The organism is Pseudomonas sp. RIT778, assembly GCF_019718735.1.
Lineage (GTDB): Bacteria > Pseudomonadota > Gammaproteobacteria > Pseudomonadales > Pseudomonadaceae > Aquipseudomonas > Aquipseudomonas aphyarum.
In genome coordinates, this window is record NZ_JAIHBA010000002.1 from 112,808 (window position 1) to 128,389 (window position 15,582).

Below are 15,582 nucleotides of genomic sequence, written 5' to 3' on the forward strand. Positions count from 1 at the left end.
ATTCCCACGCAGAGCGTGGGAACGATCATCAAACGACCTCGGTTTCAGCTTCGACGGCCTTCACCGCCTTGAGCTGGCGCATCTGCTCGCAACCCCACAACACCCGCTCCGGGGTCGCCGGCGCGTCGATCTTCGGTTGATGCTTGTAGTCACCAAGGCTGGCCACCGCATCCTTGATCGCGCACCACGCAGCGATGCCGAGCATGAACGGTGGCTCACCCACAGCCTTGGAGTGGAACACCGTGTCTTCCGGGTTCTTGCGGTTTTCCACCAGCTTCACCCGCAGGTCCAGCGGCATGTCCGCCACGGCCGGGATCTTGTAGCTGGCCGGGCCGTTGGTCATCAGCTTGCCCTTGTTGTTCCACACCAGTTCTTCCATGGTCAGCCAGCCCATGCCCTGAACAAAACCACCCTCGACCTGGCCGATGTCGATGGCCGGGTTCAGCGAGGCGCCGACGTCATGGAGGATGTCGGTACGCAGCATCTTGTACTCGCCGGTCAAGGTGTCGACGATCACCTCGCAGCACGCCGCGCCGAAGGCGAAGTAGTAGAACGGCCGACCACGGGCCTGGCTGCGGTCGTAGTAGATTTTCGGGGTCTTGTAGAACCCGGTACTCGACAGCGACACCTGATTGAAATACGCCAGCTGGATCAGCGCTTCGAAGGTCAGGATATGGTCACGAACGCGCACGTGGCCGTTGTGGAATTCCACGTCTTCTTCGCTGACCTTGTAGTGCCGCGCGGCAAATTCGACCAGTCGCTGCTTGATGATCTCGGCAGCGTTCTGAGCGGCCTTACCGTTGAGGTCAGCGCCGCTGGATGCCGCCGTCGGCGAGGTATTCGGCACCTTGTCGGTGTTGGTCGCGGTGATCTGCACACGGTCCATTTCCACCTGGAACACTTCGGCCACGACCTGCGCGACCTTGGTATTCAGGCCCTGGCCCATTTCCGTGCCGCCGTGGTTCAGGTGGATGCTGCCGTCGGTGTAGACGTGCACCAAGGCACCTGCCTGGTTGAGGAAGCTGGCAGTGAAGGAAATGCCGAACTTCACCGGGGTCAGCGCGAGGCCTTTTTTCAGGATCGGGCTGTTGGCGTTGTAGCGACGAATCGCTTCGCGACGCTCGGCGTACTGGCTGCTTTCTTCCAGTTCAGCGGTCATCTCCTCGAGCATGTTGTGCTCGACGGTCTGGTAGTAATGGGTGACGTTGCGCTCAGTCTTGCCGTAGTAGTTGGCCTTGCGCACGGCGAGCGGATCGAGGTTGAGGTGACGGGCGATGGCGTCCATCACTTCTTCGATCGCGACCATCCCTTGCGGGCCGCCGAAACCGCGGTAGGCAGTGTTCGACGCGGTGTTGGTCTTGCAGCGGTGACCGTTGATGGTCGCATCGCCGAGGTAGTACGAGTTGTCCGAGTGGAACATCGCCCGGTCAACGATCGAGGCCGACAGGTCAGGCGAGCAGCCGCAGTTACCGGCCAGATCCATCGCGATGCCGTGCAGGCGTCCGGTGCTGTCGAAGCCGACGTCGTACTCGACGTAGAACGGGTGACGCTTGCCGGTCATCAGCATGTCTTCGACACGCGGCAGACGCATCTTGGTCGGCTGGCCGGTGAGGTGCGCGATCACCGCACACAGGCATGCCGGGCTCGCGGCCTGGGTTTCCTTGCCGCCAAAACCACCGCCCATGCGGCGCATGTCGACTACGATCTTGTTCATCGACACGTCGAGGACTTCGGCCACCAGTTTCTGCACTTCGGTGGGGTTCTGGGTCGAGCAGTAGACGATCATGCCGCCGTCTTCGGTCGGCATCACCGAGGAGATCTGGGTCTCCAGATAGAAGTGTTCCTGGCCGCCGATGTGCAGCGTGCCTTGAATCCGGTGTTCAGCCGTGGCCAGTGCGGTGGTCGAATCACCGCGCTGATGAGTGTGACTGTCGAGCACGAAGTGGCGTTTGCGCAGGGCTTCGACCACGTCCAGCACCGGTTCCAGATCTTCGTATTCGATGATCGCGGCCATGGCGGCCTTGCGAGCGGTTTCCAGATCTTTCGCGGCCACGGCCAGCACCGGTTGACCGACGAACTGCACGTCATCGATGGCCAGCAGCGGATCGCCCGGCAGCAGCGGGCCGATGTCTTTCAGGCCCGGCACGTCTTCGTGGGTGATGGCGATGCGCACGCCTTCGAAGGCATAGCAGGGCTTGGTGTCGATGCTGATGATTTTCGCGTGGGCGCGATCCGACAGCCGCGCGTAAACGTGCAACTGGTTGGGGAATTCCAGGCGGTCATCGATGTACTGCGCTTCACCGGACACATGCTTGGCGGCGCTGTCGTGTTTGACGCTGCGGCCGACGCCAGAGGTCAGGTCTTTGGCGAACAATTCAGCCAGTTCAGCTTGAGTTTTCTCTACGCCGTGATGGTTAGACATAAGCGGTCACCCGAGTCTCGATGTGCGGTGTTTGCAGTTCGATAAAGTATTTGCGCAGCAGGTTCTGCGCGCTGAGCAGGCGGTATTCCTTGCTGGCGCGGAAGTCCGAGAGCGGGGTGAAATCCTCGCCCAGCGCGGTGCAGGCACGTTCGACCACAGCGTTGTTGAACGGCTGACCGAGCAGCACCGCTTCGCAATGAGCGGCGCGTTTCGGGATCGCGGCCATGCCGCCGAAGGCGACGCGGGCGTCGGTGATCACGCCGTTTTCGACACGCAGGTTGAAGGCGGCGCAGACAGCAGAGATGTCATCGTCCAGACGCTTGGAGACTTTGTAGGCGCGGAAACGCTGCTCGGCCGTGGCGCGTGGGACGATGATTTTTTCGATGAACTCGCTTTCCTGACGCGCGGTGACCCGGTAATCGATGAAGTAATCCTCGAGGGCCAGCGTGCGGCGGGTCTCGCCCTTGCACAGCACGATCTGCGCGCCGAGGGCGATCAGCAGCGGTGGCGAGTCACCGATCGGCGAGGCGTTGCCGATGTTGCCGCCGAGGGTGCCCTGGTTGCGAATTTGCAGGGAGGCGAAGCGGTGCAGCAGTTCGCCGAAGTCCGGGTACTCGGCGTTCAGCGCTTCGTAGCAGTCGGAGAGGGCGGTGGCGGCGCCGATTTCAATGCGATCTTCGAAGTGCTCGATGCGCTTCATTTCGGCGACGTTGCCGACGTAGATCATCACCGGCAGCGTGCGGTGGAACTGAGTGACTTCCAGCGCCAGATCAGTGCCGCCGGCCAGCAGGCGAGCCTGTGGATAAGCGTCGTAGAGATCGGCCAGATCGGCGACGGTCAGCGGCACCAGGCAGCGTTTGTCGCCGCTGTTGAGTTCGCCGATCGATGTCGGGGCAATGGCTTTGAGGCGGGAGATGGTTTCCGCTTCGCGGGCGTCGAACTGGTCCGGTTGCTTGCCGCAGCAGGATTGTTCGGCAGCGGCCAGAATCGGCCGGTAACCGGTGCAGCGGCAGAGGTTGCCGGCCAGCGCTTCGTGGGCCTTGGCCTGATCCGGTGCATCGCTGTTCTTTTGCAGGGCGAACAGCGACATCACGAAACCGGGGGTGCAGAAACCGCACTGCGAACCGTGGCACTCGACCATGGCTTTCTGCACGCTGTGCAGTTCGCCCTTGTGCTTGAGGTCTTCGACGCTGATCAATTGCTTACCGTGCAGGGACGATACGAACGTCAGGCACGAGTTGAGGCTGCGATAGCGAATGTGCTCGCGGCCATCGTCATCCGTCTGTAACTCGCCGACCACCACGGTACAGGCGCCGCAGTCACCGCTGGCGCAGCCTTCTTTGGTGCCGGATTTGCCCACGTGTTCGCGCAGGTAGTTGAGCACAGTCAGGTTCGGGTCCAGGGCGTGCTCGCTACGGAGTTCCTGGTTAAGTAAAAACTGGATCACGGAAGGCCTCGCAGACTCATTATTGTTGTTGAGCGACTTGAGCCGAATTTAGCAGGTCTGACTTTTCGGTCAATGGTTTTCTGACTTAAAGGTCAGGAAAAACCGTTTTGTCGCTCAACCACGTGTCTCTTCAGTATTGACCCTCATTGGATCAAGCGCTTTTTTGCGGGATTCGTGCCAAAAACCGCTGTGCGGGCACTCCGCCATGACCGCGCATTGCGCTACACTGCGCCGCTTGTGCAGATCGAAGAGTTTGAAGGACAACCATGACGTTCAAGGCGCCGGACAGCCTCGCCGAGCAAATCGCTCACCACCTCGCCGAACGGATCATTCGCGGCGAAATGAAGCCGGGAGAGCGTATCCAGGAACAGAAGGTCACGCTGGCGCTGAACGTCAGCCGCGGCTCGGTCCGCGAAGCCTTGCTGATCCTCGAGCGCCGTCACCTGATCGCGATCCTGCCGCGCCGTGGCGCCCACGTCACCGAGCTGACGGCACACAAGGTGCAGAGTCTGTGCACGCTGATGAGCGAGCTGTACATCCTGCTCGGCAACGCGGTGGCCAATGGCTGGCAAGTCCAGTCCGACATGGCGCCGTTCGTGCAGATCCAGCAGCGCCTGACCGCCAGCTACGAGCGTCAGGACATCCGCACCTTCGTTGACGACAGCTTCAACGTGATGCGCGCCGCGTACCCGTTCGCCAACAACCCGTACCTGCAAGAAACGGTGGAAAACCTGCAACCGGCCATGAGCCGCGCGTACTTCCTCGCGCTGGAGCAGCGCAAGGCCGAGATGAGCGAGTTCCTCGAACTGTTCGAACGCCTGCTCGCCGCCGTCCTCGCCCGTGACCTGCCGCAGATCCGCATCGTGCTGACGGCTTACGCCCAGCGCAGTTGCGATCTGGTGGTGTCCGCCCTGACGGTTGCCTGACCTTGCGGCTCAAGTGCATCAAGCTGGCGGGGTTCAAATCCTTCGTCGATCCGACCACGGTGAACTTCCCCAGCAACATGGCGGCAGTCGTCGGGCCGAACGGTTGCGGCAAGTCGAACATCATCGACGCCGTGCGCTGGGTGATGGGCGAAAGCTCGGCGAAAAACCTGCGCGGCGAGTCGATGACCGACGTCATCTTCAACGGCTCGACCAGCCGCAAACCGGTGAGCCAGGCGAGCATCGAACTGGTGTTCGACAACTCCGACGGCACGCTGCTGGGCGAGTGGGCCGCTTATGCGGAAATTTCGATCCGCCGCAAAGTGACCCGCGACAGCCAGACGACTTATTACCTCAACGGCGCCAAATGCCGTCGTCGCGACATCACCGACATCTTCCTAGGCACCGGCCTCGGCCCGCGCAGCTACTCGATCATCGAGCAGGGGATGATCTCCAAGCTGATCGAGTCCAAGCCCGAAGACCTGCGTAACTTCATCGAAGAAGCTGCCGGCATCTCCAAGTACAAGGAGCGTCGGCGCGAGACCGAAAACCGCATTCGCCGCACCCACGAAAACCTTGCCCGTCTGACTGACCTGCGCGAAGAGCTCGAGCGTCAGCTCGAACGCCTGCACCGTCAGGCCGAGGCCGCCAAGAAGTATCAGGAATACAAAGCCGAAGAACGCCAGCTCAAGGCGCAGCTGTCGGCCCTGCGCTGGCAGGATCTGAACGATCAGGTCGGTCAGCGCGAGTCGATCATCGGCAACCAGGAAATCAGCTTCGAAGCGCTGGTCGCCGAGCAACGCAACGCCGACGCGGCCATTGAACGCCTGCGCGACGGTCACCATGACCTGTCCGAGCGCTTCAATCTGGTGCAAGGGCGCTTCTATTCGGTCGGCGGCGACATCGCCCGGGTCGAGCAGAGTATCCAGCACGGCCAGCAGCGTCTGCGCCAATTGCAGGACGATCTGAAAGAAGCCGAACGCGCACGCCTCGAAACCGAATCGCACCTGGGCCACGACCGCACCTTACTGCTGACTCTCGGCGAAGAGCTCGATCAACTGACGCCCGAGCAGGAAATCACCAACGCCGCGGCCGAAGAAGCCGCCGCTGCGCTGGAAGACTCCGAAACCGTCATGCACGGCTGGCAGGAACAGTGGGACGCCTTCAACCTGACTGCCGCCGAACCCCGTCGTCAGGCCGAAGTGCAGCAGTCGCGCATCCAGCAGCTGGAAACCAGCATGGAGCGTCTGGCCGATCGGCAAAAGCGTCTGGGCGAAGAGCGGGCACTACTCTCGGCCGATCCGGAAGACGCGGCGATCATGGAACTCAGCGAGCAGCTCGCCGAGTCCGAAGCGACCCTTGAAGATTTGCAGACCAGCGAAGAAGCCCAGGTCGAAAAGCTCGAGCAACTGCGCCAGGAATTGCAGCAAGCATTGACTGCGCAACAACAGGCGCAGGGCGATTTGCAGCGCCTCAATGGTCGACTCGCATCCCTCGAAGCCTTGCAGCAGGCCGCGCTCGATCCGGGCACCGGCACCGCCGAATGGCTGAAGGAACACAACCTCACCGAGCGTCCGCGTCTGGCCGAAGGCCTGAAGGTCGAGGCCGGTTGGGAGCTGGCGGTGGAAACCGTGCTCGGCGCCGACCTGCAAGCGGTGCTGGTGGATGATTTCGACGGCTTCGATCTGTCCGGTTTCGCCCAGGGCGATCTGCGTTTGCTCAGCCCCGGCAATGACGGCGTGCGCGTGGCTGGCAGCCTGCTGGACAAGGTCGAGGCGCAGGTCGATTTGTCGCCCTGGCTCGCTCAGGTCAAACCGGTCGACAGCCTTGAACAGGCACTGGCCCTGCGCGGCCAACTGGCTGCCGGGCAGAGCCTGATCAGCCGCGACGGTTACTGGGTCGGCCGGCATTTCCTGCGGGTGCGCCGCGCCAGCGAAGCCGAAAGCGGCATGCTTGCGCGCGGCCAGGAAATCGAATCACTGCATCTGGAACGCGAAGAGCGCGAAGCCACGGTCGAGGCCATGGAAGCCCGTTTGCAAACCCTGCGCGCGCAACAGCGTCAGCAGGAAAACGGCCGCGAACATTTGCGTCGCTTGCTGCAAGACGAAGCTCGTCAGCAAGGCGAGTTGAAAGCTCAGCTGTCCGCCGGCAAAGCCAAGGCTGAGCAGTTGAATCTGCGTCGCACCCGCCTCGACGAAGAGCTGGTCGAACTCGCTGAACAGCGCGAACTGGAACATGAAAACATCGGCGAAGCGCGGATCCAGTTGCAGGACGCCCTCGACGCCATGGCCCTCGATACCGAACAGCGCGAATTGCTGTTGGCCCAGCGCGACAGCCTGCGCGAGCGGTTGGATCGGGTGCGTCAGGAGGCTCGTCAGCACAAGGACCACGCCCATCAATTGGCCGTGCGTCTGGGCTCGCTGCGTGCTCAGCATGATTCGACCCGTCAGGCCCTTGAGCGTCTGGAAATGCAGGCCGAGCGTCTCACTGAAAAACGTGAGCAGCTCAGCCTGAATCTGGAGGAGGGCGAGGCGCCGCTGGAAGAGCTGCGCCTCAAACTCGAAGAGTTGCTCGACAAGCGCATGAGCGTCGACGACGAACTCAAGACCGCCCAGATCGCTCTGGAAGATGCCGACCGCGAATTGCGTGACGCGGAAAAACGCCGGACCCAGGCCGAGCAGCAATCGCAATTGATCCGTGGCCAGCTCGAACAGCAACGCATGGAATGGCAGGCCCTGACCGTGCGCCGCAAGGCCCTGCAGGATCAACTGCTGGAAGACGGCTACGATCTGCACGGCGTGCTCAACACCCTGACCGCCGAGGCCAGCGAGAAGGCCGCCGAAGAAGAACTTGAACGCATCGCCGCGCGGATTCAGCGCCTGGGCGCGATCAACCTCGCGGCGATCGATGAATACACGCAACAATCCGAGCGTAAACGTTATCTGGATGCCCAGGACGCCGATCTGGTCGAAGCCCTCGAAACTCTGGAAAACGTCATCCGCAAGATCGACAAGGAAACCCGTAACCGTTTCAAAGATACCTTTGATCAGATCAATGGCGGTTTACAGGCGCTTTTCCCGAAAGTTTTCGGTGGTGGACGCGCCTATTTGGAACTGACGGGCGAAGATCTACTCGATACAGGGGTGACGATCATGGCGCAGCCGCCCGGGAAGAAGAACAGCACCATCCATTTGCTCTCTGGCGGTGAGAAAGCCCTGACGGCACTGGCATTGGTTTTTGCGATCTTCAAATTGAATCCGGCGCCGTTCTGCATGCTCGATGAGGTTGACGCACCACTGGATGACGCTAACGTTGGACGCTACGCACGATTGGTCAAAGAGATGTCGCAGACCGTGCAGTTCATCTATATCACCCACAACAAGATCGCCATGGAAATGGCTGACCAGTTGATGGGTGTGACGATGCACGAGCCGGGTTGTTCGCGACTGGTAGCCGTGGATGTCGAGGAGGCGATGGCGATGGTGGATGCCTGAGCCGGCGCTGTCGGAAAAGGTATTTGTAGTCTGTAGGACATATTTACCGGCTTCGACTTGCTGGCCAATCGACATAATCGCGCAAGCCAATGAGACAGACGGTGTAAAGTTGTCTTTGGTCGTGCTAGTTTAATGTCAATTTTTCGTATACGTGGGCAAAACGCCTGTCAGAACATAGAGTTGGCGCCACGTTTTAAAGCGGTTTGCACAGTGTAAACCCCTTATTTTTCAGCATTTTTTATAGAGGCACGGGATTACATGGAAATCGGTCTGCGCGAGTGGCTGATCGTCATCGGCATCATTGTGATAGCCGGTATTCTTTTCGATGGCTGGCGCCGTATGCGCGGCGGCAAGGGAAAACTGAAATTCCGTCTTGACCGAAGTCTGTCCAACCTGCCGGACGAGGACACCAGCGCCGAGCTGTTGGGCCCGGCCCGCGTGCTGGATACCCATAAAGAGCCGCAACTGGACGAACACGATCTGCCATCGGTGAGCATGCCGGCCCGCGAAGCACGCGAGCCTCGCGAATCCGGTTCCAAGCGCGGCAAGCGTGGCAGCAACGGTCCGGCCCAGGGCGACCTGAACCTCGATCTGGATCTGGACGGCGGCCCGAGCTTCAGCAGCCGCGACGATGATTTCGTCGAGCCTGCCACCAAATCGTCGGCGGCAGTGGCTGATAAAGATCAGCCGCAAGCCGAAGAAGTGCTGGTCATCAGCGTGATCTGCCGCGATCCGGCCGGCTTCAAGGGCCCGGCACTGCTGCAGAACATTCTGGAAAGCGGTCTGCGTTTCGGCGAGATGGATATTTTCCACCGTCACGAAAGCATGGCCGGCAACGGTGAAGTGCTGTTCTCCATGGCCAACGCGGTCAAACCGGGCATTTTCGATCTGGACGACATCGACCATTTCAGCACCCCGGCGGTGAGCTTCTTCCTCGGCCTGCCTGGCCCGCGTCATCCGAAGCAGGCCTTCGACGTGATGGTGGCGGCAGCCCGCAAGCTGTCCCAGGAACTGAACGGCGAGTTGAAAGATGACCAGCGCAGCGTCCTGACCGCGCAGACCATCGAGCACTACCGTCAGCGCATCGTTGAATTCGAACGTCGCGCCCTGACCCAGAAGCGTTGATTGAAAAGGTTGCCTCGCAATAAAGGGGCAATCGGCAAAATAGATTGAGCAGCCTCGGCTGCTCTTTTGCTTTATGAGAGAACACCCATGACTGCCGCCGAAACCCGCATTCTAGAGCTGCGTGCTGAACTCGATCAGCACAACTACCGTTACCACGTTCTCGATGAGCCGAGCATTCCGGATGCCGAGTACGACCGGTTGTTCCACGAGCTCAAGGCGCTGGAAGCGGCCAACCCGGAACTGATCACCAGCGACTCGCCGACCCAGCGCGTCGGCAGCGTGGCGCTGACCGCGTTCACTCAGGTGCGTCACGAAGTGCCGATGCTCAGCCTCGGCAACGCCTTCGAAGAAACCGACATGCGCGAGTTCGACCGCCGCGTGACCGAAGGTCTGGATCTGCCGGCCGGTGATCTGTTCGGCGGTGGCGCGGCGGTGGAATACAGCTGTGAGCCGAAACTCGATGGCCTGGCGGTCAGCCTGCTGTATCAGGACGGTGTGCTGGTGCGCGGCGCGACGCGCGGCGATGGCACCACCGGCGAAGACATCAGCGTCAACGTGCGCACCGTGCGCAACATTCCGCTGAAGCTGCACGGCGAAGGCTGGCCGGCGACCCTGGAAGTGCGCGGCGAAGTGTTCATGTCCAAGGCCGGTTTCGAACGCCTCAACGCCTCGCAACTGGAAGTCGGCGGCAAGACCTTCGCCAACCCGCGCAACGCCGCCGCCGGCAGCCTGCGTCAGCTGGATTCGAAGATCACCGCCAACCGTCCGCTGGAATTCTGCTGCTACGGCATCGGCCAGGTCTCTCACGATATTTCCGACACCCATATCGGCAACCTCAAGCAACTGCAAGCGTGGGGCATGCCGATCAGCCACGAATTGAAACTGGCCAAGGGCATCGGCGAATGCCTGGATTACTACCGCGATATCGGTGAGCGCCGTAATTCGCTGGCCTATGAAATCGACGGTGTGGTGTTCAAGGTCAACAGCATTGCCGACCAGCGCGAACTGGGCTTCCGCGCCCGGGAACCGCGCTGGGCCATCGCCCACAAATTCCCGGCCATGGAAGAACTCACCGAACTGCTCGACGTGGAATTCCAGGTCGGTCGCACCGGCGCCGTCACCCCTGTGGCGCGGCTGAAACCGGTCAAGGTCGCCGGCGTCACCGTGGCCAATGCGACGCTGCACAACATGGACGAAGTCGCCCGACTGGGTCTGATGATCGGCGACACAGTGATCATTCGCCGCGCCGGTGACGTGATCCCGCAAGTGGTGCAAGTGGTCATGGAGCGTCGCCCTGAAGACGCGCGGCCGGTGCAGATTCCCGAGAGCTGCCCGGTTTGCGGATCCCACGTCGAGCGCACGCAACTTGTCAAGCGCAGCAAGGGCAAGGAAACCATCAGCGAAGGCGCGGTGTATCGCTGCGTTGGCCGACTGGCCTGCGGTGCGCAGCTCAAGCAGGCGATCATTCACTTCGTCTCCCGTCGGGCGATGGACATCGAAGGCCTTGGCGACAAGAGCGTCGAGCAACTGGTGGACGAAGGTCTGGTCAGTTCGCCGGCTGATCTTTATGCGCTGAAGTTCGAGGACATTGTTGATCTCGAAGGCTTCGCCGAGGTGTCGAGCAACAAATTGCTGGCTGCGATTGAAGACAGCAAGAAACCGGGCCTGGCGCGCTTCATCTATGCGCTGGGCATTCCGGATGTCGGCGAGGAGACCGCCAAGGTGCTGGCGCGTTCGCTGGGGTCGCTGGAGCGTGTTCAGCAAGCCTTGCCGCAGGTGCTGACGTACTTGCCGGACATCGGCCTGGAAGTGGCGCACGAGATTCACAGCTTCTTCGAAGATGCGCACAACCAGCAGGTGATCACCGAGCTGCTGGGCCACGGTTTGCAGATTCAGGATCAGGGCGAGCTGGGCGCCGAGTTTGCCGCGAGCACCACGCTGGGTGGCTTCCTCGACAAGCTGCACATTCCTTCGGTCGGGCCGGGTGGCGCGCAGAAGCTGGCGGACAAGTTCGAATCGCTGGAAGGGGTGATGAACGCGGACTGGCTGGACATGCGCCAGGCATTGCCGGAGAAGCAGGCCAACTCGGTTCGCGAGTTTTTCGCCTTGCCCGAGCATCGTCAACTGGCTGAAGACGCCGAGAAGCAACTGCGCGATTTCGGCATGCACTGGCAGAGCGAAAAGAAAGTCGTCGAAGGCCTGCCGTTGGCTGGCGAAACCTGGGTGCTGACCGGCAAGGTCGAGCTGATGAGCCGCGATGTCGCCAAAGAACACCTGGAAAGCCTCGGCGCCAAGGTCGCCGGCTCCGTGTCGGCCAAGACCCATTGCGTGGTCGCCGGGCCGGGCGCGGGGTCGAAACTGACAAAGGCCAACGAACTGGGCGTGAAAGTGATGGATGAAGAGGCGTTTATCGCGTTCCTGAAAGGGCACGGTATCAGCGCCTGACTGATCGACAGGTGATCGTTCCCACGCTCCGCGTGGGAATGCCACCCCGGACGCTCCGCGTCCGCTGTGACGCAGAGCGTCACGGTATGCATTCCCACGCAGAGCGTGGGAACGATCTTTGGGCGGGAATGATCTAGTCTTGGCAAGCCCAAGGGAGAGATCGCCATGTACCGCTTTTTCGAGCAGCTCAGTTCCCGCATCGTCGCGCCGTTCATGGGCGAATCCTCGCGCAACAGCAAAATCTGGCCGTGCCGCTGCGGCCAGTCGCTGTTCTTTCGCAACAGCCAGTGCCTGGCCTGCAACGCGGCGCTGGGTTATCAACCTGAACACAGTCGCTTGACCTCGCTGCAACCGGGGCCGCAAGAGGGCACCTGGACGCTGGACGCCGACCCCGAAGCCGGGCTGTTCCGACGTTGTGCCAACCTCGACACCCCGGCGGCCTGCAACTGGCTGCTGCCCGCCAACGATCACGACACCCTGTGCGCGGCCTGCGATCTGAATCGCACCATTCCCGATCTGTCTGTCCCGGAAAACCCCGAACGCTGGCGCAAGGTGGAAATCGCCAAGCGGCGGCTGGTGGCGCAACTGATCAGCCTCGGCCTGCCGGTCGTCCCGAAAACCGTCGACGAAGCCACCGGCCTGGCCTTCGATTTCATCGGCGTCGATCTGCAAGGCAACGCACCGATGACCGGCCACGCCAACGGCCTGATCACCCTCGACATCGAAGAAGCCGACGACGCCCACCGCGAGCAGGTCCGAGCGCAGATGCACGAACCCTATCGCACATTGCTCGGGCACTTTCGCCATGAGGTCGGGCATTACTACTGGGATCGGCTGATCGACAACGGGCCGTGGCTCGGTTCATTCCGCAATCTGTTCGGCGATGAACGCGCCAGTTATGCCGAAGCGCTGGAGCGGCATTATCAACAGGGCGCACCGGCGGACTGGTCGCAGCACTACGTCAGTGCCTACGCCACCATGCATCCGTGGGAAGACTGGGCGGAAACCTGGGCGCATTACCTGCACATGATGGACGCGGTGGACACGGCGCTGGGTTTCGGCATGAGCGCCCGGGAGATGGACCTCGACTACCAGCCGTTTCCGTCGAGCACGCTGTACGATCCCGAGCATCCCGGCGGCGCGGCGTTCCTGTCGTTCGTCAACGCATGGATCGAACTGGCCGGCATGCTCAACGAGCTGTCCCGCAGCATGGGCCAGCCGGATTTCTATCCGTTCGTGCTACCGCCGGCGGCGATCGCCAAGCTGCACTTCATTCATCTGGTGATCCAGCAAGAGGGCGGCCGCGCGGACGAGGTGCTTCAGGCGCAATAGCAAGTGCTTGAAGCCCTTCATATTTTTAATCTGCAACCAGCGGTTGTAACTTCGTCTCAGATAGGTACAATGGCGCGGCTCGCCGACAGGCGAGTGTCGTTATGGTGACCCTATCGGTCCCCCCGCAACGATTACCCGTGAACCTGGTCAGAGCCGGAAGGCAGCAGCCACAGCGGGAACATTGTGTGCCGGGGTGTGGCTGGTAGGGTTACCACCTTAACGAATATCGAACGCGTCGACTGAACTGCATGGGTTTCGCCCACTGCGGTTTTTTTATGCCTGCGATTTGTCGGTTCGTACCCAAACCTCCTGCTCTCGAGTGCGCCGACACGGGGTAATCATTTGCTCTTCAATCGCGCATACTCGCAGCCACCGAAATAAATGAAGAGTCTGGCCGGGATCGACCTTAGGGTCTGCGCCCTGGCCGCGAGGTTTTATGCTCCCGGAACATTCCGATCTATCCAGCCCTGTGTTCTTGCCCGTCACGGATGAAACCTGCGCGAACCTGTTGCAGGCGGGTGGGGCCAAAGTGCTCGAAAGCCTGACCGATCCGGAGTTGGCGGCGGTGCTGGTCATCCAGAATCTGGTGCAGACGAAAGAGCAGGATCTCGGCGCCGTGGCGGCCGAGAAGATTCTGGCCAAGCTGTTGGCGTGGGCTGTCGATACTCGTCAGGCAACGACCGCGGGCCTGCTGTCCGAAGCCCAGCGACTGTTCGACCCGCGCAAACTGTATTTCGGCCTGAAGGTCCTGAACCCTCTGAACCTGCGTTTTCTGTTGGCTGAAGAAATATCGGCACGCGACTACTTGTTGCCCGACGGCCAGTGGGATTTCGAATACAAAGTCCGGCGCCATCGCAGTCATGACCCGTTCAGCCAGCCGATAGTGACGCCCCGTTACCGCGAGCGCTGGTTGAGCCCGGCACAGGACAAACTGGTCAGAACCTTCCGCGCCAACCTGGACGAAGACCTGCATGTTCAAGGCTATGCGGGGATCGGCAAGAGCCATCTGCTGGTCGCTTTGCTGGAACATCTGCGCCCGGAAAAGACCCTGTTGCTGGCGCGCACCCCGGCCAAACTGGAAGTTCTTCGTCAGCGCATGGTGGGGTCGAGCGAGAAGAAGGCCGGCAAGACCTTCCTGGCGTTTGCGCAGTCGCTGATGCTCGGGCGCAGGCCTCAGGCGGAGGCAGGGCGAATCCCGACCCGGCAGGCACTGGCGCAGGAACTGAATATTTTCGGTTTCCGCCACCACGACGGGCAGGCGACCCTTGAACTCTGCCTCAAAGTGATCGAGCGCTACTGCCGCTTCCGCGATCACACCTTTTCGGCGAAGCATCTGCCGCATTTCAACCAGCCGCTCTCTAGCGTCGACGCTCAGGTGTTGCTGGAGTATTCGAGCCGGGTGTGGGGCTACCTCGAACTCAACCCGGCGTGGGGCAGCCAGACCGGGTTCGAAGCGCTGCTGATGATCAAGCGTGCCTGCATCGCCGGCTGCGTGGTGCCGGCGCGCTACACGCATGTGCTGATCGACGAGAGCCAGGACATTCCCGGATCGCTGTTGCAGATCATCGAACGCGGTCGTCAGGTGCTGATCACCCTTGGCGACGAGTACCAGCAGGCGAGTGGCGTACCGGTCAAACGGCACCGCGAGGTTCGCCAAAGCGATATCAGCTATTCCGTGCGCTCGGGCCGCAACGTCGAACGGCTGGTCAACCCGCTGATCGCCCGGCATTCGCAGAAGGGCAAGATTCCGTTCGAAGGCGCCAGCGATGCTGATGTCGTCATCAAGGAATACCCGGAAGGTTTCGTACCGTCCGAGGGTTGCGTAGTGCTGACGGCATCGCCGTGGGACAGCATGATCTGGGCCATCCACCTGCACGATTCCAACTGCAAGTTCAGATTCCCGGACAAGCGAACCCAGGATGAGCTCAAGCATTTCATGGCCACCGCCATCGAACTGTTCAAACCTGATTTCTATCGTTCCGAATTCAGCGAAAACGGCGTGCATCCGTACTTCAGCGACCTGCCTGACTGGCAAGCCGTGTGCGATGCCAATCAGTTCGACGAGTCGTTTCTGCGGGTCAAGGCCAAGCTGGAAAGCGGCTTCATGATTGCCGACCTGACACGCCTGAACCGAATGATCGACAACGCCGGCAATGGCTGCCTGCTGATGCTCGCGGAAGAGGCGGGGGGCATGGAGTTCGACAAGGTCCTGCTGACACCGGGGTTGCTGACCAACGAGAAATTCAAGGATGCCTACGCGTTCGATCAGCGGATCTGCGCCGTGTACATCGCCATCTCCCGCGCCAGGCTGAAGCTTTACGTACCGTACGATGTGGTGGCGTGGGTCGAGTATCACGAGTACCAGCAGTTTCGCGATACGGCGGGGCATTGAGG

8 protein-coding genes and 1 other RNA gene are annotated in these 15,582 nt (G+C 61.2%); 7 read left to right on the forward strand and 2 right to left on the reverse strand.

From position 1 onward, the window contains the following. Nucleotides 1–28: 28 nt before the first annotated feature. Entirely contained in the window at nucleotides 29–2,422 is a 2,394-nt protein-coding gene (gene xdhB / locus K5E37_RS02030; protein ID WP_221532982.1) for a xanthine dehydrogenase molybdopterin binding subunit, read from the reverse strand. Continuing rightward, nucleotides 2,415–3,869, reverse strand: a complete 1,455-nt coding sequence (gene xdhA / locus K5E37_RS02035; protein WP_085609029.1) for a xanthine dehydrogenase small subunit — start codon at nucleotides 3,867–3,869, stop codon at nucleotides 2,415–2,417. Before xdhA ends, xdhB begins: the two co-directional genes overlap by 8 nt. 266 nt (nucleotides 3,870–4,135) lie before the next feature. On the opposite strand from xdhA, the gene K5E37_RS02040 reads away from it, so the two are divergent. The 7 genes from K5E37_RS02040 to K5E37_RS02070 all read left to right on the forward strand — a co-directional run bounded on the left by K5E37_RS02040 (nucleotide 4,136) and on the right by K5E37_RS02070 (nucleotide 15,580). Beyond that, nucleotides 4,136–4,795: a GntR family transcriptional regulator gene (locus tag K5E37_RS02040; RefSeq protein ID WP_007952019.1), complete on the forward strand. Its 660-nt coding sequence runs from the start codon at nucleotides 4,136–4,138 to the stop codon at nucleotides 4,793–4,795. Between the two features lie 2 nt (nucleotides 4,796–4,797). After that, nucleotides 4,798–8,286: a chromosome segregation protein SMC gene (gene smc, locus K5E37_RS02045; RefSeq protein WP_221532983.1), complete on the forward strand. Its 3,489-nt coding sequence runs from the start codon at nucleotides 4,798–4,800 to the stop codon at nucleotides 8,284–8,286. 258 nt (nucleotides 8,287–8,544) lie between these two features. Beyond that, complete coding sequence (gene zipA / locus K5E37_RS02050) at nucleotides 8,545–9,411, forward strand: cell division protein ZipA (RefSeq protein ID WP_007951644.1); 867 nt, start codon at nucleotides 8,545–8,547, stop codon at nucleotides 9,409–9,411. 87 nt (nucleotides 9,412–9,498) lie between these two features. After that, a complete protein-coding gene (gene ligA / locus K5E37_RS02055) occupies nucleotides 9,499–11,856 on the forward strand; it encodes an NAD-dependent DNA ligase LigA (RefSeq protein ID WP_221532984.1) in 2,358 nt (785 codons plus the stop codon). 165 nt (nucleotides 11,857–12,021) lie between these two features. Then, a complete protein-coding gene (locus K5E37_RS02060) occupies nucleotides 12,022–13,188 on the forward strand; it encodes a putative zinc-binding metallopeptidase (protein WP_221532985.1) in 1,167 nt (388 codons plus the stop codon). Nucleotides 13,189–13,299: 111 nt separating this feature from the next. After that, nucleotides 13,300–13,396: signal recognition particle sRNA small type (ffs, locus tag K5E37_RS02065), an RNA gene on the forward strand. A gap of 228 nt (nucleotides 13,397–13,624) precedes the next feature. Next, nucleotides 13,625–15,580, forward strand: a complete 1,956-nt coding sequence (locus K5E37_RS02070; RefSeq protein WP_221532986.1) for a hypothetical protein — start codon at nucleotides 13,625–13,627, stop codon at nucleotides 15,578–15,580. Nucleotides 15,581–15,582 lie beyond the last annotated feature (2 nt).

Bases quoted from the DNA above. Each gene is read 5' to 3' on its own strand.
- xdhB (WP_221532982.1), bottom strand. From the start codon at position 2,422: ATGTCTAACCATCACGGCGTAGAGAAAACTCAAGCTGAACTGGCTGAA.
- K5E37_RS02040 (WP_007952019.1), top strand. From the start codon at position 4,136: ATGACGTTCAAGGCGCCGGACAGCCTCGCCGAGCAAATCGCTCACCAC.
- zipA (WP_007951644.1), top strand. From the start codon at position 8,545: ATGGAAATCGGTCTGCGCGAGTGGCTGATCGTCATCGGCATCATTGTG.
- ligA (WP_221532984.1), top strand. From the start codon at position 9,499: ATGACTGCCGCCGAAACCCGCATTCTAGAGCTGCGTGCTGAACTCGAT.
- K5E37_RS02060 (WP_221532985.1), top strand. From the start codon at position 12,022: ATGTACCGCTTTTTCGAGCAGCTCAGTTCCCGCATCGTCGCGCCGTTC.
- K5E37_RS02070 (WP_221532986.1), top strand. From the start codon at position 13,625: ATGCTCCCGGAACATTCCGATCTATCCAGCCCTGTGTTCTTGCCCGTC.